The organism is Candidatus Poriferisocius sp., assembly GCF_965202595.1.
Classification (GTDB): domain Bacteria; phylum Actinomycetota; class Acidimicrobiia; order Acidimicrobiales; family Bin134; genus Poriferisocius.
This window is the reverse complement of sequence record NZ_OZ241836.1, coordinates 640,877-666,360: the sequence shown is the minus strand read 5'-3', so window position 1 is coordinate 666,360 and position 25,484 is coordinate 640,877. Positions and strand designations below refer to the sequence as shown.

General features: G+C 66.5%; 20 protein-coding genes and 1 tRNA gene. 9 read left to right on the top strand and 12 right to left on the bottom strand.

The features are described 5' to 3' along the window. Positions 1-47: 47 nt before the first annotated feature. The 8 genes from carB to efp all read right to left on the bottom strand — a co-directional run bounded on the left by carB (position 48) and on the right by efp (position 8,792). Complete coding sequence (gene carB, locus ACOGXC_RS03410) at positions 48-3,464, bottom strand: carbamoyl-phosphate synthase large subunit (RefSeq protein ID WP_419919313.1); 3,417 nt, start codon at positions 3,462-3,464, stop codon at positions 48-50. Between the two features lie 44 nt (positions 3,465-3,508). Then, positions 3,509-4,606 carry a glutamine-hydrolyzing carbamoyl-phosphate synthase small subunit gene (gene carA, locus ACOGXC_RS03405; RefSeq protein ID WP_419920003.1) on the bottom strand — a complete coding sequence of 366 codons (1,098 nt, stop codon included), beginning with the start codon at positions 4,604-4,606 and terminating at the stop codon, positions 3,509-3,511. Continuing rightward, positions 4,606-4,731: a hypothetical protein gene (locus tag ACOGXC_RS03400; protein WP_419919312.1), complete on the bottom strand. Its 126-nt coding sequence runs from the start codon at positions 4,729-4,731 to the stop codon at positions 4,606-4,608. Before ACOGXC_RS03400 ends, carA begins: the two co-directional genes overlap by 1 nt. Continuing rightward, the gene (locus ACOGXC_RS03395) at positions 4,728-5,999 is read right to left on the bottom strand and encodes a dihydroorotase (protein WP_419919311.1); all 1,272 of its coding nucleotides are present in this window, start codon (positions 5,997-5,999) and stop codon (positions 4,728-4,730) included. The genes ACOGXC_RS03400 and ACOGXC_RS03395 overlap by 4 nt, the downstream gene beginning before the upstream one ends. Continuing rightward, on the bottom strand, positions 5,996-6,934 hold the full coding sequence (locus ACOGXC_RS03390) for an aspartate carbamoyltransferase catalytic subunit (protein ID WP_419919310.1): 939 nt from the start codon (positions 6,932-6,934) through the stop codon (positions 5,996-5,998). The genes ACOGXC_RS03395 and ACOGXC_RS03390 overlap by 4 nt, the downstream gene beginning before the upstream one ends. Before the next feature lie 55 nt (positions 6,935-6,989). Continuing rightward, complete coding sequence (gene pyrR, locus ACOGXC_RS03385; RefSeq protein ID WP_419920002.1) at positions 6,990-7,490, bottom strand: bifunctional pyr operon transcriptional regulator/uracil phosphoribosyltransferase PyrR; 501 nt, start codon at positions 7,488-7,490, stop codon at positions 6,990-6,992. Positions 7,491-7,708: 218 nt separating this feature from the next. Further along, complete coding sequence (nusB, locus tag ACOGXC_RS03380; RefSeq protein ID WP_419919309.1) at positions 7,709-8,149, bottom strand: transcription antitermination factor NusB; 441 nt, start codon at positions 8,147-8,149, stop codon at positions 7,709-7,711. A 79-nt stretch (positions 8,150-8,228) separates the two neighbouring features. Further along, positions 8,229-8,792 carry an elongation factor P gene (gene efp, locus ACOGXC_RS03375; RefSeq protein ID WP_419919308.1) on the bottom strand — a complete coding sequence of 188 codons (564 nt, stop codon included), beginning with the start codon at positions 8,790-8,792 and terminating at the stop codon, positions 8,229-8,231. A 235-nt stretch (positions 8,793-9,027) separates the two neighbouring features. Between efp and ACOGXC_RS03370 the strand changes: the two genes are divergently transcribed. Beyond that, positions 9,028-9,447 carry a hypothetical protein gene (locus ACOGXC_RS03370; protein WP_419919307.1) on the top strand — a complete coding sequence of 140 codons (420 nt, stop codon included), beginning with the start codon at positions 9,028-9,030 and terminating at the stop codon, positions 9,445-9,447. 81 nt (positions 9,448-9,528) lie between these two features. On the opposite strand, the gene ACOGXC_RS03365 is transcribed toward ACOGXC_RS03370, so the two are convergent. The 4 genes from ACOGXC_RS03365 to ACOGXC_RS03350 all read right to left on the bottom strand — a co-directional run bounded on the left by ACOGXC_RS03365 (position 9,529) and on the right by ACOGXC_RS03350 (position 12,884). Next, a complete protein-coding gene (locus tag ACOGXC_RS03365) occupies positions 9,529-10,050 on the bottom strand; it encodes a hypothetical protein (RefSeq protein WP_419919306.1) in 522 nt (173 codons plus the stop codon). A gap of 4 nt (positions 10,051-10,054) precedes the next feature. Further along, positions 10,055-10,128 (bottom strand) — tRNA-Val (locus tag ACOGXC_RS03360). Positions 10,129-10,137: 9 nt separating this feature from the next. Beyond that, a complete protein-coding gene (locus tag ACOGXC_RS03355) occupies positions 10,138-11,526 on the bottom strand; it encodes an amidase (RefSeq protein WP_419919305.1) in 1,389 nt (462 codons plus the stop codon). Between the two features lie 11 nt (positions 11,527-11,537). Next, a complete protein-coding gene (locus tag ACOGXC_RS03350) occupies positions 11,538-12,884 on the bottom strand; it encodes a UDP-N-acetylmuramoyl-tripeptide--D-alanyl-D-alanine ligase (protein WP_419919304.1) in 1,347 nt (448 codons plus the stop codon). Between the two features lie 151 nt (positions 12,885-13,035). Between ACOGXC_RS03350 and ACOGXC_RS03345 the strand changes: the two genes are divergently transcribed. The 8 genes from ACOGXC_RS03345 to ACOGXC_RS03310 all read left to right on the top strand — a co-directional run bounded on the left by ACOGXC_RS03345 (position 13,036) and on the right by ACOGXC_RS03310 (position 25,475). After that, positions 13,036-14,085: a D-alanine--D-alanine ligase family protein gene (locus ACOGXC_RS03345; RefSeq protein ID WP_419919303.1), complete on the top strand. Its 1,050-nt coding sequence runs from the start codon at positions 13,036-13,038 to the stop codon at positions 14,083-14,085. 176 nt (positions 14,086-14,261) lie between these two features. Beyond that, positions 14,262-16,574 (top strand): HAD-IB family hydrolase, encoded by a 2,313-nt coding sequence (locus ACOGXC_RS03340; RefSeq protein WP_419919302.1) that lies wholly within the window; start codon positions 14,262-14,264, stop codon positions 16,572-16,574. A 124-nt stretch (positions 16,575-16,698) separates the two neighbouring features. Next, the gene (locus ACOGXC_RS03335; RefSeq protein ID WP_419919301.1) at positions 16,699-18,312 is read left to right on the top strand and encodes a lactate racemase domain-containing protein; all 1,614 of its coding nucleotides are present in this window, start codon (positions 16,699-16,701) and stop codon (positions 18,310-18,312) included. 76 nt (positions 18,313-18,388) lie between these two features. Next, positions 18,389-19,288 carry a lysophospholipid acyltransferase family protein gene (locus ACOGXC_RS03330; protein WP_419919300.1) on the top strand — a complete coding sequence of 300 codons (900 nt, stop codon included), beginning with the start codon at positions 18,389-18,391 and terminating at the stop codon, positions 19,286-19,288. A gap of 112 nt (positions 19,289-19,400) precedes the next feature. Next, complete coding sequence (locus ACOGXC_RS03325) at positions 19,401-21,674, top strand: aconitate hydratase (RefSeq protein ID WP_419919299.1); 2,274 nt, start codon at positions 19,401-19,403, stop codon at positions 21,672-21,674. A gap of 26 nt (positions 21,675-21,700) precedes the next feature. Next, positions 21,701-22,603, top strand: coding sequence for a LysR family transcriptional regulator (locus ACOGXC_RS03320; RefSeq protein WP_419919298.1), 903 nt, complete (start codon positions 21,701-21,703; stop codon positions 22,601-22,603). A gap of 124 nt (positions 22,604-22,727) precedes the next feature. Continuing rightward, entirely contained in the window at positions 22,728-24,107 is a 1,380-nt protein-coding gene (locus ACOGXC_RS03315; protein WP_419919297.1) for an acyl-CoA carboxylase subunit beta, read from the top strand. A gap of 99 nt (positions 24,108-24,206) precedes the next feature. After that, entirely contained in the window at positions 24,207-25,475 is a 1,269-nt protein-coding gene (locus ACOGXC_RS03310; protein ID WP_419919296.1) for a citrate synthase, read from the top strand. Positions 25,476-25,484 lie beyond the last annotated feature (9 nt).

Here is a 25,484-nt window from a genome sequence, read left to right as displayed (position 1 = left end):
TTTGACCCCCCCTCACCGGGGCCCCACCACCGGGCATCGCTCACCACTCACAGCTTGAGGGTGAGTTGATCTTTGGCCACCCCCTGGTGGTACTCCTGGAGACTCCGGACCCGCAGTTCGTGGCGGGACCATTCCTGCATGGCATCGGCCGCGGCCAGACCGGCCCATGCGGTGGTCAGCAGGGGTACCCGATTGCGGCTGGCCGCCCGGCGGATGTGATCGCCATCGGCCCGCGACCCCCGCCCCCTCGGAGTGTTCACCACTAGCTGCACCCGGCCGCTCTGGATCTGCTCCACCACATTGAGGTCGCTACCTCCCTGGATCGGCTCCACCACATTGAGGTCGCTACCTCCCTGGATCGGCTCCACCACGTCAAGGTCGCTACCTCCCTCGCCCACCTTGGCCACCACCTCGGCCACCTCCACGCCGGCCCCGGACAGCGCCGCGGCGGTGCCGGCCGTGGCCACGATGGACAGGCCCAACTGGGTGAAGATCCGGGCCATCTCCACGCCCGCCTCCTTGTCCCTGTCGGCCAGCGACATCAACACCGTACCCTGGGTGGGCAGCGGTGCCCCGGCGGCGATCTGGCTCTTGGCAAAGGCCAGACCGGGTTTCAGGTCTATGCCCATCACCTCCCCGGTGGACTTCATCTCCGGACCCAGGATGGCATCGGCGTCGGGAAAACGGTTGAACGGCAGCACCGCCTCCTTGACCGAGATGTGATCGCTGTCCATCGGGCGGCCCAGCAAACCCCTTTGACGCAGCTCGGCCAGGCTGGATCCCATCATTACCCTGGTGGCCACCTTCACCAGGGGAACGCCGGTGGACTTGGCCACGAAGGGAACGGTGCGAGAGGCCCGGGGGTTGGCCTCCAGCACGAACACCTGATCCGCCACCCCCTCACCGTGGCGCTTCACCGCGAACTGCACGTTGATGAGGCCAACCACGTTCAACTCGTCGGCAATGGCCTTCACATGCCGCCCCAAGAGGGCCTCGGTGTCGGCGGACAGGTTGACCGGCGGCAGCATGCAGGCGCTGTCACCAGAGTGAACCCCGGCCTCCTCCACATGCTCCATGATCCCGCCGATGAGCAGTTCGCCGTCCATGTCCCGGATGGCATCCACATCCACCTCAATGGCATCCTCCAGGAAGCGATCGATGAGAACCGGCCGCTCGGCCGACAGTCCACCCTCGCGACCCAGGGAGCCGGAGGCGGCCATCTCGGTCATGGCGTCGGCCAGGTCGTCGTCGGAGTACACGATGACCATGGCCCGGCCGCCCAGCACGTAGGAGGGCCGCACCAGCACGGGATAACCGACACGATCGGCCACCGCCAGGGCCTCCTCCACGGTGGCCGCGGTACCCCCCGCGGGCTGGGGGATTTCGAGGCGGGCGCACAGCGCGTTCCACCGCTCCCGGTCCTCGGCCAGATCGATGCTGTCGGGGCTGGTACCCACCACCAGGTATTCGGGCAGCACACCAGCCAGCTTCAGCGGTGTCTGACCACCCAGCGACACCACGATCCCGGCAACGCGGCCACTGCTTGCCGCCTGCGACGACCTCGTCTCGGCATCAATCACGTTGAGGACGTCCTCTTCGGTGAGGGGCTCGAAGTACAGCCGGTCGCTGGTGTCGTAGTCGGTGGACACCGTCTCCGGGTTGCAGTTGACCATGACGGTCTCGTAACCGGCCTCCGCCAGGGCGAACGAGGCGTGGACGCAGCAGTAGTCGAACTCGATGCCCTGCCCTATCCGGTTCGGACCCGATCCCAGGATGATGACCTTGGCCCGGTCGGATGGGACCACCTCACTCACGTCCTCGTAGGTGGAGTAGTGATAAGGGGTCTGGGCCTCGAACTCGGCCGAGCAGGTGTCCACCGTTTTGAAAGTGGGCTCGACACCGGCGGCTATCCGGGCCTCCCGGACCTCGGACGCGGCCACATCCCAGAGATAGCCGAGCTGTGCGTCGGAGAACCCGAACTGCTTGGCCCGCTTCCACGACCGGGCGGTCATGGCCCGAAAGCCGCACCTCACCAACTCGGCCCGCTCCTCGGTGATCCGCAGGATCTGGTCGCAAAACCACGGGTCCACCCCGGTGACCTCGTGCAGCTTCTCGACGGTTGTCCCCCGGCGCAGCAGGGCCTCCATCTGGAAGATCCGTTCGGGGGTGGGTACTGCGACCGCAGCCAGCATTTCCTGATCGTCGAGGCGGTCGTAGGCAGCCTCGGCCGGGTCGGCGTTCAGACCGTGGCGACCCAGTTCCAGCGAGCGCAGACCCTTTTGCAGAGACTCGGTGAAGGTGCGGGCTATGGCCATCACCTCCCCCACCGACTGCATCTGGGTGTTGAGCACCGAGGACACCCCGGTGAACTTCTCGAAAGCCCACCGCGGCACCTTGGTCACCACGTAGTCGATGACCGGTTCGAAGCTGGCCGGCGTCTTCAGGGTGATGTCGTTGGGAATCTCGTCGAGGGTGTAACCCACGGCCAGGCGGGCGGCGATCTTGGCTATGGGAAAGCCGGTGGCCTTGGATGCCAGCGCGGAGGAGCGGGACACCCTCGGGTTCATCTCGATGACAACGAACTCGCCGGTGTCGGGGTTCACGGCGAACTGGATGTTGGAGCCGCCGGTTTCCACCCCCACCCGGCGGATGCAGGCGAAAGCGGCGTTGCGCAACGTCTGGTACTCCACATCGGAGAGGGTCTGGGCCGGGGCCACGGTGATGGAGTCGCCGGTGTGAACCCCCATGGGGTCGAGGTTCTCGATGGTGCACACCACCACGCAGTTGTCGGCCCGGTCCCGCATCACCTCCAGCTCGTACTCCTTCCAGCCGGCAATCGACCGCTCGATGAGGATCTCGGTGATGGGGCTGGCCGCCAACCCCTGGGCGGCCATCTCCCGCCCCTGCTGGGGGGTGTGAGCAATTCCGGTGCCGGTGCCGCCGAGGATGTAGGCCGGACGGATGATGACCGGCAGCCCTATGTCCTCGATGACCCCCATCGTCTCGTCCAGGCTGTGGGCGGTGGCCGACAGGGGCACGGGGAGGCCGATCTGGATCATGGCCTCGCGGAACTTGGCCCGGTCCTCGGCGGTCGAGATGGCCTCCCGGTTGGCCCCGATCACCTCCATCCCGTACTCATCGGTCACCCCCAACTCGATCAGCTCCATGGCCAGGTTCAGCGCGGTCTGACCCCCCAGGGTGGGCAGCAGCACATCGGGCTTCTCCTTCTGGATGATCTTGGTGAGCACCTCGGCGGTGAGCGGCTCCACATAGGTGGCATCGGCAAAATCGGGGTCGGTCATGATGGTGGCCGGATTGGAGTTGGCCAGCACCACCCGGTAACCCTCATCGCGCAGCACCCGGCAGGCCTGGGTACCGGAGTAGTCGAACTCGCAGGCCTGCCCGATCACGATGGGACCCGACCCGATCAAAAGGATGGAATCTATGTCCGCCCGCTTAGGCATGGATGCCTTTAGTCCCATGAGCCGCCACCACGAGTCCCGCCCGCTCAGTCATAAGTACCTTTGTTCATCAGCTCATCGAATTGGGCGAAAAGGTAGCGGGAGTCGTGGGGGCCGGGACCGGCCTCGGGGTGGTACTGCACGCTGAATGCCCGCAGGTCGCGACCGCGCAGGCCCTCGACGGTGTGGTCGTTCAGATTGACATGGGTGATTTCGGCACCCTCAATGGTGCTGTCGGCCACGCAGAAGTTGTGGTTCTGGCTGGTGATCTCGACCGCGCCGGTGGCCAGGTTGCGCACCGGATGGTTGCCACCGTGGTGGCCGAAGGGGAGTTTGTAGGTCTCCCCGCCCAGGGCGCAGGCCAGCAGTTGGTGACCCAGGCAGATGCCGAATACGGGAACCCTGCCCAGCAGGTCGGAAATGGTGCCCACCGCGCCGGCCACTGCGGTGGGATCACCGGGGCCGTTGGACAGGAAAACCCCGTCGGGCTGCCGGGCCAGGATCTCGGCCGCAGTGGTAGCGGCCGGCACCACCTCGACCTGGGCAATGGCCCGCAGGTTGCGGACAATGGTGGCCTTCATTCCAAAATCCAGGGCCACCACCCTCCGGGGGGGGCGGCCATCGGTGCGGGTGGTGGGGAATTGCTCGGGCTCCGAACGGGTGACCGTGGCCACCAGATCCACCCCATCGGTGCCGGGTTCGGCCCGGGCCGCGGCTCGCAGATCGGACTCGGGCGCGGTCCCGAAGGCCCCAGGCATGGCCCCGGCCTCGCGGATGTGGTTGGTGAGCCGCCGGGTATCCACCCCGGCGAGGCCGGCAATGCCCTGTTCGGCCAGAAAAGCCTCCAGGTCGCCGGTGGCCCGCCAGTTGGAGCGGCGACGGGCCATCTCTCGCACGATCACCCCCCGGCAGAAGGGGCGGCGGCTCTCGTGATCATCGGGGGTGACGCCGTAGTTGCCGATGTGGGGGTAGGTGAAGGTGATGATCTGCCCCGCGTAGGAGGGATCGGTGATCACCTCCTGGTAACCGGTGAGCACGGTGTTGAACACCACCTCACCGGAGGTGATCCCGTTGGGGGGGGCCGCGCCGATGGCCTCGCCCTCAAAAACCTCGCCATCACCCAGCACCAGAGCCGCGGGAGCGATCACGAGACCGCCCCCGGAGCGATCATTGCGAGAACGATCATCGCGAGGGCCGCCGCATCGAGAGCAACCCCCGCAAGAGCCGCCGCATCGAGAGCAACCCCCGCAAGAGCCGCCGCATCGATCATCGCTGCATCTCCTGATCCACCAGCACGGGCCGGCCGGCCACAATGGTGTGGCGAACCCGACCGCGGACCCGGCGGCCGGCGTAGGGGGTGTTGCGGGAGCGGCTGGCCAGGTTGCCGGGATCCACAATCCATTCCTCCCCGGGGTCGAACACGCACAGGTTGGCCGGCGCGTTGGGCACGATCGGACCCCCATGCACGCCCTCCAACCCGGCTATGGCGGCCGGCCGCCAGCTCAGCAGCGCCACCACCTCTTGCACCGGCAAATCCAACTCGGTGAGGGCCAGCGCCAGAGCGGTCTCCAGGCCGAGCATCCCCGGCGGGGCCTGATCGAAGGGCAATTCCTTGGTGTGACCGGGGTGAGGGGCATGGTCGGTGGCAATGGCATCTACCGTCCCATCGGCCAGACCGGAGCGCACCGCTTTCATATCCTCAGCCGGGCGGAGGGGGGGGTTGACCTTGAACACCGGGTCGTAGGAGGCACAAGCCTCGTCGGTAAGAGTGAAATGGTGGGTGGCCACCTCGGCGGTTACGGCGACACCGGCCCGGCGGGCAGCTCGTACCATGGCCAGGGATCCCTCGGTGGACAGGTGCTGGAAGTGGATGGGGGCACCGGTCAGCCGGCTGAGGGCAATGTCCCTCATTACCATCAGCTCCTCGGCCTCGGCGGGTATCCCGGGTATACCCAGGCAACTGGACCACCTACCCTCGTGCATGTGACCCCCTGCGGCCAGGGAATCAACCTCGCAGTGCTGGGCCAGCATCACCCCCAGCCCTGCGGCGTACTCCATGGCCCGGCGCATCAGCCCGGCTTCCTGGACACCGTTGCCGTCATCGGTGAACAGGCGCACCCCCAATGCGGCCATCTCCGCCATGGGAGCTAGCTGCGTCCCCCCCCTGCCCACGGTGATGGCTCCGGAGGTGTAGACGTCGCAGGGCGCTCGGCGACCCAGCAGCAGCACCTCCCGCACCACCGCGGCGTTGTCTATGGGCGGGTCGGTGTTGGGCATGGCCACAACCGCGCTGAACCCGCCCCGCACTGCGGCCCATCCCCCCGTTTCGATGGTCTCGGCCTCCTCGTACCCGGGTTGGCGTAGATGAGTATGCAGATCCACGAAGCCGGGGGCCACCACGCAGCCGGAGGCATCCAGAACCCGATCACCGCCGAGGTCGGGACCGACGGCGACAATCCGACCGCTGTCGATCACCACATCGGCGGCGCGCTCCCCGGTGCGGTCGACCACCGAACCTCCCTTTATGACGATGCTCATGCCTCGTCTTCCCGCTGGTTCGGCTGGGAATCGGCCCCCAGCATGAGATACAGAACCGCCATCCTTACCGCTACCCCGTGGCGGACCTGCTCGTTCGTGGTCGAGTTGGGGCCGTCCAGCACCTCGGAGGCGATCTCCACACCCCGGTTGGCCGGACCGGGATGCATGATGAGCGCTCCCGGGTGCAGCCGGGCGGCCCGGTCCACGGTGAGCCCCCACTGGGCGGTGTACTCCCGCAGCGACGGCAACAGGGCCTCGAACTGGCGTTCCGCCTGCATCCGCAACCCGTACACCACATCGCAGTCACCGAGAACCTCGTCGAGGTCGAGGCTTATGTCCACCGGCCAGGAGTCCGGGGCCGGGGGCAGCAGCGTCGGGGGGGCCACCAGCGTGACCTTCGCCCCCAGCGCGGTGAACGCCAGCACGCAGGAGCGAGCCACCCGGGAGTGCTTGATATCGCCCAGGATCACGATGCGCCGCCCAGCCACCGTGCCGAGGCGATCACGGATGGTGTAGCAGTCGAGCAGGGCTTGGGTGGGATGCTCGTGCCAACCGTCCCCCGCATTGACAACCCCGGCATCGGTCCAGGCTGTAACCTGGTGGGGCACCCCGGCCGACCTGTGGCGCACCACGATGACATCTGTACCCATGGCCGAGATGGTGGCCACGGTGTCGCGTACCGACTCCCCCTTGTTGACCGAGGAGCTGGACACGCTGAAGCCCATCACGTCGGCCGACAGCCGCCGGGCGGCCACCTCGAACGAGAGGCGGGTACGGGTGGAGTCCTCGTAGAACAACATGGCCACCGTGCGACCCCGCAGGGTGGGAACCTTGGGAATGGGTCGTTGCAACACCTCGGTGAAATCGTCAGCCAACCGGCACACCTCGTTTATGCCCTCCGCGCCGAGATCTTTCACCGACAACAGGTGCTTCACCGAACCACCTCGTTGATGCCCTCCGCGCTGAGATCGTTCACCGACAACAGGTGCTTCATCGAACCACCTCACCAATGTCCACACCCTCGGGCTTGACATCCACCATCTCGTCGCGCCGGGTGGGCAGGTTCTTGCCCACGAAGTCGGGGCGGATGGGCAGCTCCCGGTGGCCCCGGTCAACCATCACCGCCAGTTGCACGGCCCGGGGTCGCCCGTAGCTGTTCAGCGCATCCAGCGCGGCCCTGACGGTGCGACCGGTGTACAGCACATCGTCGACGAGCACCACGGTTCGGCCGTCGAGACCGACCGGTACCCGGGTGGGAGCCTCGGGCAGCAACGGTCTCAACCCGATGTCGTCGCGGTGAAAGGCCACGTCCAAGGTCCCCAGGGGGATCTGGACTTCTTCAATCTCCTCCAGGGAATTGGCGATCTCCCCTGCCAGCCACACCCCTCCGGTTTGCAACCCCACAAGGACCACATCACCAAGACCATGATTGCGCTCGACGATCTCGTGGGCCATGCGCCAAATCGCCCGATTGATATCCTCGGCGACCATCACCCGGTTGCGGGCGACGAAAACGCCCCCGTAAGGGGGCGTTCGACGGCGCTCTCGTTCTGCCAACCAGGTTTCCTCCATGTCCGTATGGGCCTCGCCGGACCCACTTCACGGCTGTCCCCGAGCACTATACAGCAACCAGTGGTCGGGTCAAGGGCCCGGATCAGCAACCTCCGCTTTCCGATGAGCGGACAATGGTTGACGATGTGAGCCCGGTGCTAGTGCCCGCCGAAATCGCTCCCCGGTGAACGGACGATGGTTGCCACCTGGGATAGCAGGCCGTTGATGAAACCGGCTGAGGCTGGGGTGGAGTATTCATGGGCCAACTCCACGGCTTCATTGATGATTACCGCAACAGAGATGTCTTCACTGTGGGACAACTCGAAGCTGGCCAAGCGCAGGATGGCCCGGTCCAACGCCGGCATTCGAGCCACCGGCCAGCGCTCCGACAACTCCTCCAGGCGAGCATCGATCTCATCCCGGTGGTGGGCCACACCGGTTACCAGCGCGTGGGCATAGGGATCCAGGGGCAACTCCTGGGCGGCCACCAGCTCAGCCATCCCCACTGCCTTGATCTCGGCCTCATAGAGCAGACCCAGAACCCGTTCCCGGACTTGATGGCGCCGGGACCCCGCGACCAACGGATGCGGTTCGCTCACGAAGGATACTCCCTGACCCCCGCCTCACTCACGCAGGATACTCCCTGACCCCCGCCTCACTCACGAAGGATCCGAGAACTCAGGCCCGGCTGATGTAGCTGCCGGAGCGGGTGTCAACCTTGATGCGGTCGCCGGGATTCAAAAACAGGGGAACCTGAACCACCAGACCGGTCTGGCAGGTAGCCGGTTTGGTGGCCCCCGACACCCGGTCGCCCTGCACGCCGGGCTCGGTCACGGTGATGTCCAACTCGACCGCGGCCGGCAGGTCGGTGCCCACGATCTCGGTCCCGAACATGGCCAGGATGACCGAGTTGTTCTCCACCAGATAGTTCACCGCATCGCCCAGAACGTCGGCGCTCACATGGAGCTGCTCGTAGGTCTCGCTGTCCATGAACACAAAGCTGTCGCCATCGGAGTACAAATACTGCATCTCTCGGCGGTCGATGTTGGCCCGCTCCACCTTCTCCCCAGCCCGAAAAGTGCGCTCCAGAACAGCACCGGTGCGAGCGTTCTTGAGGGTGGTACGCACGAACGCCCCACCCTTGCCCGGCTTGACATGCTGAAACTCGACCACGCTGTACAAGCCATCGTCCAGATTCAGCGCCATACCATTCTTGAGATCGTTGGTGGTGATCGTGGCCATGGCCCAAGTCTGGCCCAACCAACCAGCCCAAGCTGAACCGCCCCGCAATTTAAAAGCCCTCGCGTTTTTGTCGCCCGGTGTTGGTTAGGTGCTGAGGAGGACGTTGCTATAGATGGGTTTTCTGATCCATGGGATGGGTGGTGGTTGGGGTTGATATAGGGAGTTACCGAGCAAACTTGACAAATGGCCTGTGACCTGCTATAATGAGTTATATAAACTTGATAGGAATAGGACTATGAGCAACTACAATAAGTATAAAACACTTGCCGTTGCCGCAAGTGTTCTTGGTAGGCGCTCCAAGCGCTCAAGGCCAAGTGTTCAAGCCAAGCCCAAACTCAAAACTCCATTACCAAAATCGCTTGATGATACAAGTAGTGTTTGGCTCCAAACTTATCTTGATGAAGCGCAAGCTCTAATAGATAGTTGTTCCAATAAGATTATATGGAGCGGCAATGAGCTTGATAGGATAGGTAGTTGTTACGATAATGCTTGCAAACGTTATGCCAAACAACTAGCAACATTGCCAGAATCTCAAGCCCATGAGCAACTAAACTACGCGGGCAACTATGCTCATTATATTATTGGCTTGCCCAAGCGTTATTGTAAACTACTTGCCAAGCATTATACTGAATTAGTTTATCCCGAATCATCATAACCCATATTTGCTTGCTCAAGATTATAATAATGCTAGCGATTTCCACCCCTTGGACACCGCCGCCTGCGACGAATCCGGCTATTAGACACAGAGGTCGCTGCTGACTCCCCGGGCGCACAGCAAGGTGCTCTCGACGCTTTTGAGGGTAAAGGCCTCGCCGCTCTCGTGGGGGGTGGCGAACACATGCAGCCGGTAGCCGAGGATCGAGTCGTCGGGCAGGCCCACTACATCAACGACGATCTCACCGAGGTCACCCACTACCGGGTCACCGGCAATCGAGATACGTAGCGACCCCTCAACGTCTTCATCTTCGGGGAAGAGGGCCTGGGCAATCATCAGGCCGAGATCGAGCATGGTCTCCGCCACTGGGGTGTCAACGAAAAGTTCGAGAACCCGATACGTGATGTCATCGGTGCCGCCCAGGAAAAATGGGGGTGAGAGTGAGGGTGACGCCGCAGGCGTAACCGGCGTGGACGCTGGAACAGAGGTTGCCACAGGCGTAACCGGCGTGGACGCTGGGGTACCGGTTCCGCAGGCACCAATCAGCAGGCAGGCAGCCATTATGCTCGCGCTCGCGCCCGTAATCCCTACCCGGGAACTCATGGGGTGGACCGTACTGGACTTGAACCAGTGACCTCTCGCGTGTGAGGCGAGCGCTCTGGCCATCTGAGCTAACGGTCCGGGGACGGTTCAGGATAGCGCGGGCCAAACCGGTGGGGCGAAGATTTGCTCGCAGAAAGCCAGGGCCTGGAGTACCTCCACATCGGCGTGCTGGTGGCCGACGATCTGGAGTCCCACCGGCATGCCACCGGCCGTGAAACCGGCCCGGACGCTGCCCGCCGGCAGCCGGGTGAGGTTGTAGGGGTAGGTGTGGCGCACCCAGGCATCGGTGGCCCCACCGTTTATGTGTCCCTTGCCCCCGCATTCGGGGAACTGGCCGGCCACCGTGGGGGTGAGCAGCAGGTCGGCACCATCCATCACCTCGGCCAGCGCAATGGCCATGACTCGGAAGGTCTCCACCGCCCGCACAAAATCGGCCACTTGGGGTTCGGAGGCCAGATCCAGGTAGTAGCGAAGGCCAGGGGTGATCATATCCTTGCGATCCTCGGTCATCTCGCCCAACTCGCCGCTCACCATGGTGCCCGACAACAGGATGTACTCCCTGATGGGATCGGCGAACAGGGGCTCGGTTCTCACTTCCACCTTCACCCCGGCCCCCTCCAGCTCGGCCAGCGCGGCCTCGCACACCGCCACCACCTCGGCGTCGGAGGGCTTGCCGTCGGGTGCCGGGCACCACACCGCCCGGCGGGGTTGCCTGCCCTCATCCAGAGCCTCCCGCCACGACCGGTCGGGTTTCGGCAACGAGTTGAGATCGTGGGGTGACGGCCCCATCACCAGATCCAGCACAAAAGCAGCATCGGCCACCCGCAGCGCCATGGGCCCGTGAACCGAAATGGGCCAGAGGCGGGACGACCCCTCCACCGGTACCCGCCCCAGGCTGGGCTTGAACCCGGTGAACCCGCAGGCCGCTGCGGGAATGCGGATCGACCCGCCCCCGTCCGAACCGGTACACAGCGGAACCAGACCGGCGGCCAGCGCTGCCGCGCTTCCCCCCGATGATCCCCCCGGGGACCGCCGCCGATCCCATGGGTTCCTGGTGGGGCCGAACAGGGGATTGTAGGTATCACCGGTCCAACCGAACTCGGGGGTGTTGGTCTTGCCCATCACCACACAACCCGCAGCCCGGAGCCGCTCGACCAGCACGCTGTCAACCGCGGCCGGCGGATCCTCGGCATGCAGCCTCGAACCATGGGAAGTGACATACCCGGCGGCATCCTCCAGGTCCTTCACCCCGATCGGGATCCCGGCCAGCGGCCCCACCTCGTCACCCGAGGCCAGCCGGGCATCGATCCGATCGGCCTCGGCCAGGGACCGCTCGGGATCGACGGCCACGAAAGCATTCAAATCCTCATGGGCATCGATGGCGGTCAGTGAGGCCCGGACCATCTCCCGGGCCAACACCTCGCGGTCCCGCACCGCCGCGGCCCACTCCTGCACCGGCTGCTCACGAAAGTCCATATACATACCCTCTACATATCCTCTGAAGTTGGGATCCCGACACTACCGCCGGAAGGGGCGGCGGTGAGGGCGGCGGCCACCGACTCCAAGCCGGCCACTCGGCTGGCTTTCACCAGCACGGCGGTGTCGGAATCGAGGGGGCCGAGAGCGGCAACCGCAGCGGCGGCATCGGCCACCGGCACCGGTCCGTAGTCGGCGGTTGCCACCGGGATGATCTCAATACCCAGATCCCGGGCCAGAGCACCAATTGCCGCGTGCTCGGTCGGGGCCTGTGATCCCAGCTCGGCCATCACCCCCAGAACCGCCACCCGGCGGCTGCGTTCCACCGCGGCCAGCGACCTCAGCCCGGCGGCCATGGACACCGGGTTGGCGTTGTAGGCATCGTTGATGAGCACCGCCCCCGACTCCAGGGTGGTCACCTCCATCCGCCACGGCGACAACCGGGCCGAGCCCAGGCCGGCGGCTATGGCCTCCACCCCCACTCCCACTGCCAGCGCCGCCGCCGCCGCCGCCAGGGCGTTGACCACCATGTGCTCGCCGGGCACCGCCAACACCACCTCGGCCCGACCGCTCGGGGTCTCCAACCGGAACCGGCACTTCAGGCCATCGTCCATGCTCACCGCCGCGGCTCGCACCTCCCCGCGGGACCGGCCGTAGCTCAATACCCGGGCCTCGGTACGCCCGGCCATGGCCGCCACCAGGGGATCATCGGCATTGAGAACGGCCACGCCGGAGCGATCCAGGGCTTCCACCAACTCACCCTTGGCCTCGGCCACCGCCTCCACCGTACCGAAGAGTTCGATGTGGGCAGCGCCCACTGCGGTAACCACTCCCACGGTGGGCCGCCCCATAACGCACAGCTTGCGGATGTGGTCCGGGCCCCGGGCCCCCATCTCCAGAACCACCACCTCGGCACCAGCCGGGCGGTTGACCAGGGTGAGCGGCACCCCCAGCTCATTGTTGAACGACATCGGGCTGGCATGGGTCGGGCGGTCGGCCCCGATGGCCGCAGCCGCCATGTCCTTGACCGAGGTCTTGCCCACCGACCCGGTTATGCCCACCACCGGGCCGTCGAAACCACTCCGGGCATGGCGGCCCAACTCGGCCAGCGCCACCGCGGTGTCACCCACCACCACCGCCGTTGCGCCCCGGGGAGGAGCCGAGGTCAGGTAGGCAGCCGCTCCCGCCGCCAGGGCATCGTCGATGTAGCGATGGCCGTCCCGCTCGGCCACCACCGGTATGAACAGCTCACCCGGCACCACCGTGCGGGAGTCGATGGATGCCCCCGAAACCACAACCTCGGGTCCGGCAAGTAAACCCCCCACCGCTCGAGCCACCTCCGACGCTGCCAGTTGCACTCACCCAGTTTCCCACCATGGATGGGCGCGATTGCTGAATTACCTGCAACCGGCAAGATGGTTGACACAGTTTCCCACCTCGAGCGGGCGCGATTGCTGAATTACCTGCAACCGGCAAGATGGTTGACCCAGTTTCCCACCTCGAGCGGGCATGGTGGGGTACCGTCGCCTCGTGGGAACCCGTACCCGCTTGGTTGTTCTGTTCGGCGGCCGGTCGGCCGAACACGATGTCTCCTGCGTGTCGGCCCGCCACGTGGCCGCCATTGCCAGGAGCCGTTTCGAGGTGGTTGCCGTGGGCATCACCAGGTCGGGGAAGTGGTGCCTGGCCGAACTGCCCGACCCGCTGCCCGACCGCTTGGATGCCCAGGGCCCCGGTGTGGCCCCGGCCGAGATCTTTGCCGAGCCCGGCACGGTGGTGTTCCCCCTGATCCACGGCCCGATGGGTGAGGACGGAACCCTCCAGGGGCTGCTGGAGATAGCCGATGTGCCCTACGTGGGGTCGGGGGTGCTGGCCTCGGCAATGTGCATGGACAAGGCCACGACCAAGCTGGTCTGCAACCACCACGGTCTGCCCCAATGCCGGTACCGGACGGCATCGGCTTATGACCGGGCCGAGACCGTGGCCGAGACCGCCATCGCCGATCTGGGGCTGCCCCTGTTCGTCAAGCCGGCCAACATGGGTTCATCGGTGGGGGTGAGCCGGGCCACCACCGCATCGGAAACGGTCAGGGCACTGGAGCTGGCCGCCGAATACGACGAGACGCTGCTGATCGAGGAGGCCGTTGCCGGCAGGGAGATAGAGGTGTCGGTGCTGGGTAACCGTGACCTCGAAGTGTCCGTACCCGGGGAGATCGTGCCCGGTGCCGATTTCTACAACTACGCCGACAAGTACCTCACCCAGGGTGCCGAACTGGTGGTACCCGCCCAGATCCCCTCCGCGGCCTCCAGGGAAGCCCGGGAGCTGGCGGTGTCGGCCTACCGCGCCCTGCGGTGCGAGGGCATGGCCCGGGTGGACTTGTTCTACGAGGCCGGCGGTCGGGGCATGTTGATCAACGAGGTCAACACCATCCCCGGTTTCACCCCCATCAGCATGTACCCCAAGCTGTGGGAGGTCTCCGGGCTCACCTACCCCCAGCTCATCCACCGGCTGGTCGAGCTGGCCATCGAGCGTTTCGAGCGCCGCCACCGGCATCACCCCTGAAAGCAAAAGCCCGACCCGCAACCCAGGCAACCAGCGGCGAGCAACCACCCTGCGGGCGAACCGCAACCCGAACAAGCGGTGGCCTCACCGGGTGGCGAGGCCGGGCGGTGAGGCCGGGCGGTGAGGGTTGCCTTGAGCATTCGGGGAATGTCACCGGGGTTTGGTAGAACACTGCAATGATCCCCGAGGCGCTGGCCGGCAAGCGGCTGGCCATCACCGGAACCACCGGGTTTCTCGGCACCGCGCTGGTGGAGCGGCTGCTGCGATGCGTACCCGATGTTGAGCTGGTGTTGCTGGTGCGCCCCGGCCGCCGGGGCGTCGAGCAGCGCATCCGGCGGGAGATAGTCCGCAACGACGCTTTCGACCGCCTGCGCGAGCAGGTGGGCTCCGACGCTTTCGAGCGGTTGTGCCGGGAGCGGATCACCGGGGTGGCCGGAGATGTCGGGGTGAACGGGCTGGGGCTCGACGATACCGGCCGGGAGCTGATCGCCGGCTGCGACATCGTCATCCACTCGGCCGCGGCGGTGGCTTTCGACAATCCGCTGGATACCGCGGTGGAGGTCAACCTTCTGGGACCGGTACGCCTGGCCCGGATGCTGAACGAGATGGGGGCCTCCCCCCACCTGATCGCGGTGTCCACCTGCTACGTGGCCGGGAGCCGCCGGGGTAACGCCCCGGAGGAACCCCTGGTGGACGGGCCGATGTACGTGCCGGTGTCGTGGCAGGAAGAGGCCGAGACCAGCCGGCGCCGGCGCATCACCACCGAGACCGAGAGCCGTGACCCCAGCCGCCTGGCTGAGTTCCGCAGCCGGGCCCGCCACGAGCTGGGCGCGGCCGGCACCCCGGCACTGGCCGCCAAGACCGAGCAGATCCGCAATCGCTGGGTCAACAACCAGATGGTGGAAGCGGGCCGGTCGCGGGCCGCCTCGCTGGGGTTTCCGGACGCGTATGCATTCACCAAGGCGCTGGCTGAGACCGCCCTGGCCGAGGTCAGGGGTGATCTCGAGGTAACCACCGTGCGGCCATCCATAATCGAGTCGGCCTACTCCGAACCCTACCCCGGATGGATCCGGGGGTTTCGCATGGCCGAACCGATCATCATCGGCTACGGGCGGGGATTGCTGACCGACTTCCCCGGCATCCCCCAGGGGGTGCTGGACGTGATTCCGGTGGATCTGGTGGCCGCTGCCATCTGCGCGGTGGCCGCCCGGGGCCACGATCCCGACCGCCCGGTCATCCAGGTGGCGTCGGGGGCGGTCAACCCTTTCCGGCTGAACCAGTTGGTGAACCTGGCCCACGGCTGGTTCAGCGAGAACCCCATCTACGACGACCGGGACCAACCCATACCCCCGCCCAACTGGACCTACCCGGGCCGGGGCCGGGTGGTGCGCCAACTCAAGCGGCTCCAGCGGGGGCTGAACGCCGGCGAGCGGGTGCTGGGGCGGTTGCCCATCCGGGGTCGCCAGGCCGAGATAACCGCCGATCTGGACGAGCGCCGCGAGCAGGTGGAGCGGGCGCTGGGCTATGTGGAGTTGTACGGGGCCTACACCGAGTGCGAGGCGCTGTTCGGGGTCGGCCGGCTGCTGGAGCTGTGGGCCGACCTCGACCAGAGCGACCAGCAGGCTTTCTGCTTCGACCCCCGGATCATCGACTGGCCCCACTACGTGACCGGTGTCCACCTGCCCACGGTGGTGGCCCAGGGCAGGGTGAAAACAGCACCGTCGGGACGCTCGGAGCCGTCCCGCAAGGACCGCCAGCGAGCCCGGGTGCTCTCGCCCGACCGGCACCTGGCGGCATTCGACCTGGAGAACACCCTCATCGCCGCCAACGTGGTCATGGCCTACGGCTGGCTGGCCACCCGGCGCCTGCCCCTCGACGACCGGGTCCGGCTGGTGACCAGAATCCTGCTGGAGGCACCATCGTTGCTCGCACTGGACCATCGGGACCGCAGCGACTTTCTCCGGCACTTCTACCGTCGCTACGAGGGGGCAGGGGTGAAACAGATGGCCGAGGACTCCCAGGAGATGTTCAGCGACCTGATCCTGGCTCAGGCATTCCCCGCGGCCATCCGCCGGGTACGCCGCCACCGGGCCGCCGGACACACCACCGTGCTCATCACCGGTGCGCTGGACTTCATCGTGGAACCGCTCCGACCCCTGTTCGATCACATCGTCTGTGCCGAGCTGGCCCAGTCCCACGGTGCCTACACCGGCCAACTGGCGGCGGTGCCGCCCACCAGCGAGTCGCGAGCCGAGGTGCTGCGGGACTTCGCCCGGGCCGAGGGATTGCTGCTGTCGGAGTCGGTGGCCTATGCCGATTCGGCCAGCGACCTGGCCCTGCTGGAAGCAGTGGGCTACCCGGTGGCGGTCAACCCCGAACCCAAGCTGGCCATGCTGGCCCGCAAGCGGGGATGGCTCATCGAACACTTCGAGAAGGCTCCAGGTGGCCCCCGCAAACTGCTACCCATCGGAACCCGGAAGGCATCATGAGAACCGCCCCACCGAAACCGGCCACTACAACCGACAACCCAACCCATCGGAACCCGGAAGGCATCATGAGAACCGCCCCACCGCGACCGGACACCGGGACCGACAATCCAGCGGTGAATCCGGCATGAAGGACCGGGTTCGACCCACTCCCCGGCCGGGCCTGGTGCTGGAGGTGGACCGGTCCACCCCGCCGATTGTGTTCCATCACGGTGAGGGGTTCCGCACCGAGCGGCTCCCCGCCGGACGTAGCCGGGTGATATACCCGGCCGAGCCACTGCTGGGCCTGCCCGATCCCGAGGGGGCCATCCGCCGGGCGCTGCTCAACCCCGTGGATCAGGATCCACTGCCCGCCCAGCTTCGCCCGGGCATGAGGCTCACCATCGCGTTCGACGACATCTCGCTTCCCCTGCCCCCGATGCGTCGCCCCGACATCCGCCAGATGGTGATCGAGCAAGTGCTGGAGATGGCCGCCGCCGCCGGAGTGGAGGATGTCCACGTCATCGCCGCCCTGGCCCTGCACCGGCGCATGACCGAATCCGAGTTGCGCCACGCGGTGGGCGACCGCGTCCACGATGCCTTCGCCCCCTCGGGCTGCCTCTACAACCACGATGCCGAGGATCCCGACGGCATGGTGATCCTGGGGACCACCCCCCACGGCGAGGAGGTGCAGTTCAACCGGCGGGCCGCGGAGAGCGACCTGGTGGTGTACGTGAACATCAACCTGGTGGCCATGGATGGCGGGCACAAGAGTACCGCCACCGGGCTGGCCGGCTACCAGGGGCTGCGGCACCACCACAACGTGAAAACCATGCAGGAGTCCAAGTCGTTCATGGACCAGCACCGATCCGAACTGCATGCCTCCAACTGGCGCATGGGCAAGGTGCTACGGGATGCCGGGGTGAAAATCTTCCAGATCGAGACCACGGTCAACAACAACACCTTCGGGGTGGACGGCCCGCTGGCCATGCTCCAGAAGCGGGAATGGGAGTGGACGGCCAGGGACCGAGCCTCGTTCATCGCCATGACTGCGGCGCTGAAGCGGACCCCGCCCCGGATGGCCCGGCAGATCTTTCAATCCTGGCGGGCCCCCTATGAGCTGACCTCGGTGCAGGCCGGTGAGGTCGAGGCGGTTCACAGGACAACCACCGAGAACGTGTACGCCCAACACCTGGTGCCGGTGGAGGGCCAGACCGACATCTTGACCATGGGCCTGCCCTACATATGCCCCTACAACGTGAACTCGGTGATGAACCCCATCCTGGTGATGTGCCTGGGGCTGGGATACTTCTTCAACCTGTACCGGGGGCGCCCACTGGTGCGAAAGGGCGGGGTGGTCATCATGGGCCACCCCACCCGGTGGGAGTTTCACCCGGTTCACCATCCCAGCTATATCGACTTCTTCGAGCAGGTGCTGGCCGATACCACCGACCCGGTGGAGATCGAGGCCCGCTACGAGCACCGGTTTGCCACCGACGAGTGGTACCGCCACCTGTACCGCACGTCCTACGCCTACCACGGGGTGCACCCGTTCTACATGTGGTACTGGGGGGCACACGCTCTCCAGCACCTGGGTGAGGTCATCATCGTGGGCGGCGACACCGGGGCCGTGCAGCGCATGGGCTTCCGTCCCGCGTCCACCCTCCAGGATGCCCTGGAGATCGCAGGCGACACCGTGGGCCGCCAGCCCACCATCACCCACCTCCACAACCCCCCGATCCTGATGGCCGATGTCAGCTAACAAACCACCCCCACCCCCGATTATGAAGGCCCATGTCAGCCAACGAACCACAACCCCCACCCAATGATGAAGGCCCATGTCAGCTAGGCGGGTGATATCGAAGCTCGACTTTCCCTACCGGGCGGCTCGGCCCCCGGTAGGGGTGCTTCCTGCGCCGCCAGCAAGGAAGCGGGGGGCGGACTACGACACCGACTGGGCCCGCAAACCCGCGGCCCGGGCTGCCCGGTGGGTCCTCGCCGAAACCGTCGTGCGGCCCGCGGTGACCGCCCTGGCCCGCCCCCTTCACCAGGGGCTGGACCGGCTGGAGCGGCTGGAGGGACCGATGATCTTCGCGGCCAACCACCACAGCCACATCGACACCCCCCTGCTGGTCACCTCCATTCCGACCCGGTGGAGAAAGCGGCTGGTGGTGGGGGCGGCATCCGACTATTTCTTCACCGGAGCAATCAAATCGGTGATGTCGGCTCTGGTCATCGGAGCCATCCCCATAGAGCGATCCAAGGTGGGAAGGCGCTCAACCCGGTTGGCCGCGTCGCTGATCGACGACGGCTGGAGCCTGCTCGTCTTCCCCGAGGGCGGCCGCAGCCCCGACGGCTGGGGGCGACCCTTTTTGGGCGGGGCCGGCTACCTGGCCGTGCGCTGCGGGGTGCCGGTGGTACCGATTCATGTCGAGGGCACCGGCCGCATTCTGCCCAAGGGCCGGCGAGTGCCCCGGGTGTCGGCCACCACCGTTACCTTCGGCGATCCCCTGGTGCCCGCCGAGGGGGACAACGCCCGCCGGTTCGCAGCCCGCATCGAGACCGCGGTGGCCACCCTTGCCGACGAGTGCGCCACCGACTGGTACCAGGCCCGCCGCCGAGCCCACTCCGGAACCACCCCCGGACTCACCGGCCCCGATGTCTCCCCCTGGCGCCGGGCCTGGGCCCTGGGAGACCGCTCCCCCCGCTCCCGCCGCCAGCACCGCCGCTGGCCCTAGACGGACGATCCGCGACAAGACCAAACCCGAACCAACCCCTGATACCCCCAGGGCCGGCAACCGGGCTCCGCGACAAGACCAAACCCCATGTCAGCTCGGTAGGATCGGGAGTATGCCGGTAGCCGCCTTTACCCCCATCGAACTCATAAACGACGTGTACGCCACCATGGACGAGCGGATCGAAACCGCCCGGGAACGTTTCGGGCCCAACCTAACCCTGGCCGAGAAGATCCTGATCAACCACCTCGACGACCGGACCACCACCCCCGAGCGGGGAACGTCCTATGTTGATCTGCGACCCGACCGGGTGGCAATGCAGGATGCCACCGCGCAGATGGCGTGGCTCCAGTTCATGACCGCCGGGCTCGACCGGGTGCAGGTGCCCACCACCACCCATTGCGACCATCTCATCTCGGCCCGAATCGACGCCCAGCACGACCTGGCCGCCGCGCTGGACAGCAACCAGGAGGTTTACGACTTCCTGGAGTCGGTAAGTGCCCGCTACGGTGCCGGGTTCTGGAAGCCGGGCTCGGGGATCATCCACCAGGTGGTGCTGGAACAGTACGCCTTTCCCGGAGGCATGATGATCGGCACCGACAGCCACACTCCCAACGCCGGCGGGCTGGGCATGGTGGCTGTGGGTGTCGGGGGAGCCGACGCGGTGGACGTGATGACCGGCTTCGGTTGGAACGTGCGCTGGCCCCAATTCATCGGGGTGCTCCTCACCGGTGAGCTCAGCGGCTGGGCCGCCCCCAAAGACGTGATCCTGAAAGTGGCCGAGATCCTCACCGTGTCCGGCGGCACCGGGGCCATCGTGGAGTACTTCGGGCCGGGGGCGGCATCACTGTCAGCCACCGGCAAGGCCACCATCTGCAACATGGGCGCGGAGATAGGCGCCACCACCTCGCTGTTCGCCTACGACGATGCCATGGCCCGCTACCTCAGGGCCACCGGTCGGGAGGAGATGGCCGGCGCGGCCACGGCTGTGGCCCACCACCTGAGGGCCGACGATGAGGTGCTGGCCGACCCCGGTAGCCACTTCGATCGGGTGGTGGAGATCGACCTGTCCCGCCTGGAACCGCACATCAACGGTCCCCACACCCCCGACCGGGCCCGCCCGGTGGCCGAACTGGGCTCGGAGGCCAGGCTGAACGGGTGGCCGCTGGAGGTGAGCGCGGCCCTGGTGGGGTCGTGCACCAACTCCAGCTACGAGGACATCACCCGGGCGGCCGGCATTGCCCGCCATGCTGCTGCCCACGGGCTGAGAACCAAGACCCCGCTCATGGTCACTCCCGGTTCGGAGCAGGTACGGGCCACCATCCAACGTGACGGGCTCCTGGGCGACCTGGAGTCCATCGGGGCCACCGTTTTGGCCAATGCCTGCGGTCCGTGCATCGGGCAGTGGCAACGTGACGACGTGGCCGAAGGCACCCCCAACAGCATCGTCACCAGCTACAACCGGAACTTCCCCAAGCGCAACGACGGCTACGCCTCCACCAACGCGTTCGTGACCTCCCCCGAGACGGTGGTGGCGCTGGCCCTGGCCGGCACGCTCGACTTCGACCCGGCCACCGACACCCTCACCGCCCCCGATGGCACCGAGGTGAAGCTCACCGTGGGTCCGGGCACCGAGCTGCCTGAACAGGGATTCGACCCCGGCGACAGCGGGTTCCTGGCCCCGCCCGAGGACGGACGCGAGGTGAGCGTTCGGGTGTCGCCCGACTCCGAGCGACTCCAGGTGCTCGAGCCGTTCGCCCCCTGGGACGGCAAGGATTTCTGCGATCTGCCGGTACTGCTCAAGGCCCTGGGCAAGTGCACCACCGACCACATCTCCATGGCCGGGCCGTGGCTGCGCTACCGGGGGCATCTCGAGAACATTTCCGGAAACCTGTACCTGGGGGTGGTGAATGCCTTCACCGGGGCGGTGGGTGAGGGCAAGAACCAACTCGACGGTTCCACCGGGCCGTTCCCCGGGGTTGCCGCCGCTTACCACGCCGCCGGCTGGCGCTGGGTGGTGGTGGGCGACCGCAACATGGGCGAGGGCTCGTCGAGGGAGCACGCCGCCATGGAGCCCCGCTTCCGGGGATGCGCGGTGGTGATCGCCCGGTCGTTCGCCCGCATCCACGAGACCAACCTGAAGAAGCAGGGGATGCTGGCCCTCACCTTCTCCGATCCCGACGACTACGACCGCATCGGCGAAAACGACCGCATCTCGGTGCTGGGCCTGGCCGATCTGACCCCCGGCGTGCCGGTGAGGATCCAGGTGACCAGCCCCGACGGCACCACCCTGGATATCACCGCCGACCACACCCTGTCGCCGGACCAGATCGAATGGTTCCGGGCGGGCAGCGCGCTGAACCTGATCCGCCGGCGAACCCGGGACTGACCGGTTACCGGCCACCGCGAGCCGCCATGGATATCCGCCAGCTTGATGCCCTGCTGGCCATAGCCGAGCACAAGACCTTCTCCAATGCCGCCCGGTCCCTGCATACCGTGCAATCCAACGTGTCCAAGCACATTGCCCGCCTGGAGGAGGAGCTGGGCACCCGCCTGGTGGACCGCGACACCGGCACCCTCACCGAGGAGGGAGAGGCGGTGGCAACCCGGGCCCGACGCATCCGGGCCGAGACCGATGCCATCGCCGACGATATGGCCGCCATGCGCGACAACATCTCCGGTGTCACCCGCCTGGGCACCATAGACTCCACCGCCCGGTGGCTGATTCCCATACTGCTTCCCGCCCTCGAGGCCAATTACCCCAACATCCGGCTCGAGATCCTGACGGCCACCACCACCAGCCTCCTCCCCCAGGTGGTGGCGGGTCATCTGCACAGCGCGGTGGTGAACCTCCCCCTGCGTGACCCCGGGATCCGCGTCGAGGAGTTGTTCGAGGAGGACCGCCTGCTGGTTGCTCCGCCCGACCATCCACTGGCCCGCAAGTCGGTGGTCACCCCGGCCGAGCTGAGCCGCCACGAGCTGCTGCTGCCCCCCACCGGAACCGCCTTTCGGGACGAGATCGACTCGGAGCTGAAGAACCAGGGGGTGGAGCTCACCACCCGGGCCGAGATCGACGGTATGCGGATGATTGCCACCCTGGTGCTCACCGGGTTCGGCGCCGCCATCCTGCCGGCCACCGCGACCCCCGATCCCGGGCCGTGGCGGCGCATTCCCATAACCGGGCTGGTCCGGCGGTCGGTGGGGCTGATCGTCAGCCGGCGGGTGACCCCGTCGGCCCTCACCCAGGCAGTGCGCGATGCCATCTTCGACGTGGTGGGCACCCACGGCTACGACCAGGCCGGGGTGTATCCGAGCTGAACCCGGCGCGAAACTAACCATCGACCATGTCCAGGTGTATCCGAGCTGAACCCGGCGCGAAACTAACCATCGACCATGTCCAGGTGTATCCGAGCTGAACCCGGCGCGAAACTAACCATCGACCATGTCTGACACCACGGATTGCTATGGCGACCAGCCGGGACGAGTCCCGCTACGAGCTCGATCATCGGGATCGGCCCGAGCCTGGCTGGGTGCCTACGACGGTCGGGAGTGCGTGACCTTCGAGGTGGAGGACAACGACACCGACCGGGGGGCCCTGGGCCCGGCCGACAGCGAGACCCTGGAACGGGCGGCCGGCGAGGCCCTCCGGCGGCGCCTCCCCCTGGTGGGGTTCATCGCATCCTCGGGAGCTGACATCGACTCGGGCATCGCGGCCACCATGGGCTGGGGCCGGGTTGCCAGGGCGGTGGTGAACTGCTCGGGCCGGGTGCCCACCATCTTTTGCGCCACCGGTCCGGCGGTGTCAGGGCCTGCCCTGCTGCTCGGTCTGGCCGACATGGCCATGGTCACCGAAGGCAGCTACGCCTTCGTGACCGGCCCCCGCATGGTCGGCCAGTACACCGGGGAGGTGATCAGCACCCAAACCCTGGGGGGTGCCGGCCAGCTCTCCCGCCGCAGCGGAGTGGCCGCCTTTATGGTCCCCGACAAGAACGGTGCCTGCGACCTGGTGGGCACGCTGCTGAACCTGCTGCCCGCCCACTGCGACGAGCTGCCCCCCCGGTGGGCGGTCGATGATCCGGCCGACCGCCCCACACCGGAGCTGCGCGACCTGCTACCCGATTCCCCGCTGGGCAGCTACGACGTGCGGGAGGCAGCCCGGGCCGTGGCCGACGACGGTGACCTGCTGGAGTACAAGGCCGACTGGGCCACCAACCTGGTGTGCGCCTTTGCCACCGTTGCCGGCCGGCCGGTGGGGATGCTGGCCAACCAGCCCCAGAGCATGGCGGGAACCCTCGACATCGCGTGCAGCCAGAAGGGGGCTCGGTTCGTGTCGTTCTGCGATGCCTTCAACCTCCCGCTGGTGACCTTTGTGGACACCTCGGGCTTCCAACCGGGTAAGGATCTGGAATGGCGGGGCATCATCCGCCACGGTGCCCAGCTCGCCTTCGCTTACGCCCGAGCCACGGTGGGGCGGGTGAACATCACCTTGCGGAAGTCCTACGGCGGGGCCTACATAGTTATGGACTCCCGGCACATGGGTAACGACATCGCCCTGGCCTGGCCCTCGGCGGAGATAGCGGTCATGGGGGCCAGGGGAGCGGTGGAGATCGTCCACCGCCGGGCGAGCCCCGCCGAGCGGACCGAGCTTGAGGCCGCCTACGAGGAGCGCTACCTGAACCCCTATATCGCCGCAGAGCGGGGCTCGGTGGACGCGGTCATCGATCCCGCCGACACCCGGGCCGAGGTGGCCACCGCCCTGGAACTGCTGGAGTCAAAGCGGGAGTCCCTCCCTCGCCGCCGCCACGACAACACCCCCCTTTGAAACCCCCCTTCGAACCGGTGGTAACCGCTTTTCTGGGGCGACGAAGCCCTCTGGGGTAAGCTGCGGCAGCGTCAAAGAGCGAGGCGAGAGGAGCCGTGTGTGCCTGAATCCATAACAATCACCGACAATCGGACCGGTGAGTCAACAGAGGTTCCGATTGTCAACGGCGGTGTGGATGCCTCGGCCTGGCGCAAGTTACTTCCCAACGTATGGTTCCTGGACCCGTCCTTCAGCACCACCGCGGCCACCACCAGCGCCATCAGCGAAGTGGACGGCGAAAACGGGATCCTGCGCTACCGGGGTTACCCCATCGAACAGCTCGCCGAGCACTCCACCTATCTGGAGGTGGCCTACCTGCTGCTTTACGGCCAGCTCCCCACCTCGGGCGAGTACCAGCGGTGGGTGGACGAGATCACCCATCACACCTACATCCACGAGCGCTTCCGCAAGCGGTTCATGGAATCGTTCCTGCACGATGCCCATCCAATGGGCATGTTCGTGTCCACCATCGCCGCCCTGTCCACCTTCTACCCCGAGGCCAAGGACATCGAGGATCCCCAGAACCGGATGCACCAGATCGTGCGGCTCATCGCCAAGGTGCCCACGGTGGCCGCCGCCAGCGCCCGGTTCAGCACCGGCATGCCGTTCGTCTACCCCGACAACAACCTGGACTTCGCCAGCAACTTCATGTCGATGATGTTCAAGGTCGCCGAGCCCACCTATCACTGCAACCCGACCTTCCGGCGGGCACTGGATCTGCTGCTCATCACCCACGCCGACCACGGGCAGAACTGCTCCACCAGCGCGGCCCGGGTGGTGGGCAGCGCTCACACCGACCCCTACTCGGTGATCGCCGCCGCCGCCAGCGCCCTGTACGGCCCCCGTCACGGGGGGGCCAACCAGGCCGTCATGGAAATGCTCAACGATATCGGAAACTACGAGAACATCGACCCGTTCCTCAGCGCGGTCAAAAGCGGCAAGGCTCGCCTGATGGGGTTCGGTCACCGGGTGTACAAGAACTATGACCCTCGAGCCCGGATAATCAAGCAGGCCGCCCACGACGTGTTCGAGGTGACCGGCTCCAACCCGCTGCTGGACATAGCCCTCAAGCTGGAGGAGGTGGCCCTGGCCGACGAGTACTTCGTGAGCCGCCGGCTTTACCCCAATGTTGATTTCTACTCCGGGCTCATATACCAATCGATGGGCTTCCCCACCGAGATGTTCACCGTGCTGTTCGCCATCGCCCGCACCGCGGGATGGCTGGCCCACTGGGTGGAACTCCTGGAACAAGAAAGCCGCATAGCCCGGCCCCGCCAGGTCTACACCGGCCCCGCCGAACGTAGCTACACCCCCATCCACCAACGCTAACCCCAAACC

What these genes read in the sequence shown, in the direction of transcription:
- ACOGXC_RS03340 (WP_419919302.1), top strand. Translation starts at nt 14,262, where the DNA reads ATGATCCCCGAGGCGCTGGCCGGCAAGCGGCTGGCCATCACCGGAACC.
- ACOGXC_RS03320 (WP_419919298.1), top strand. Translation starts at nt 21,701, where the DNA reads ATGGATATCCGCCAGCTTGATGCCCTGCTGGCCATAGCCGAGCACAAG.
- carB (WP_419919313.1), bottom strand. Translation starts at nt 3,464, where the DNA reads ATGCCTAAGCGGGCGGACATAGATTCCATCCTTTTGATCGGGTCGGGT.
- efp (WP_419919308.1), bottom strand. Translation starts at nt 8,792, where the DNA reads ATGGCCACGATCACCACCAACGATCTCAAGAATGGTATGGCGCTGAAT.
- ACOGXC_RS03325 (WP_419919299.1), top strand. Translation starts at nt 19,401, where the DNA reads ATGCCGGTAGCCGCCTTTACCCCCATCGAACTCATAAACGACGTGTAC.
- ACOGXC_RS03365 (WP_419919306.1), bottom strand. Translation starts at nt 10,050, where the DNA reads ATGAGTTCCCGGGTAGGGATTACGGGCGCGAGCGCGAGCATAATGGCT.
- ACOGXC_RS03335 (WP_419919301.1), top strand. Translation starts at nt 16,699, where the DNA reads ATGAAGGACCGGGTTCGACCCACTCCCCGGCCGGGCCTGGTGCTGGAG.
- ACOGXC_RS03395 (WP_419919311.1), bottom strand. Translation starts at nt 5,999, where the DNA reads ATGAGCATCGTCATAAAGGGAGGTTCGGTGGTCGACCGCACCGGGGAG.
- ACOGXC_RS03330 (WP_419919300.1), top strand. Translation starts at nt 18,389, where the DNA reads ATGTCAGCTAGGCGGGTGATATCGAAGCTCGACTTTCCCTACCGGGCG.
- ACOGXC_RS03400 (WP_419919312.1), bottom strand. Translation starts at nt 4,731, where the DNA reads ATGATCGATGCGGCGGCTCTTGCGGGGGTTGCTCTCGATGCGGCGGCT.
- ACOGXC_RS03315 (WP_419919297.1), top strand. Translation starts at nt 22,728, where the DNA reads ATGTCTGACACCACGGATTGCTATGGCGACCAGCCGGGACGAGTCCCG.
- ACOGXC_RS03355 (WP_419919305.1), bottom strand. Translation starts at nt 11,526, where the DNA reads ATGGACTTTCGTGAGCAGCCGGTGCAGGAGTGGGCCGCGGCGGTGCGG.
- ACOGXC_RS03345 (WP_419919303.1), top strand. Translation starts at nt 13,036, where the DNA reads ATGGTGGGGTACCGTCGCCTCGTGGGAACCCGTACCCGCTTGGTTGTT.
- pyrR (WP_419920002.1), bottom strand. Translation starts at nt 7,490, where the DNA reads ATGGTCGCCGAGGATATCAATCGGGCGATTTGGCGCATGGCCCACGAG.
- ACOGXC_RS03370 (WP_419919307.1), top strand. Translation starts at nt 9,028, where the DNA reads ATGAGCAACTACAATAAGTATAAAACACTTGCCGTTGCCGCAAGTGTT.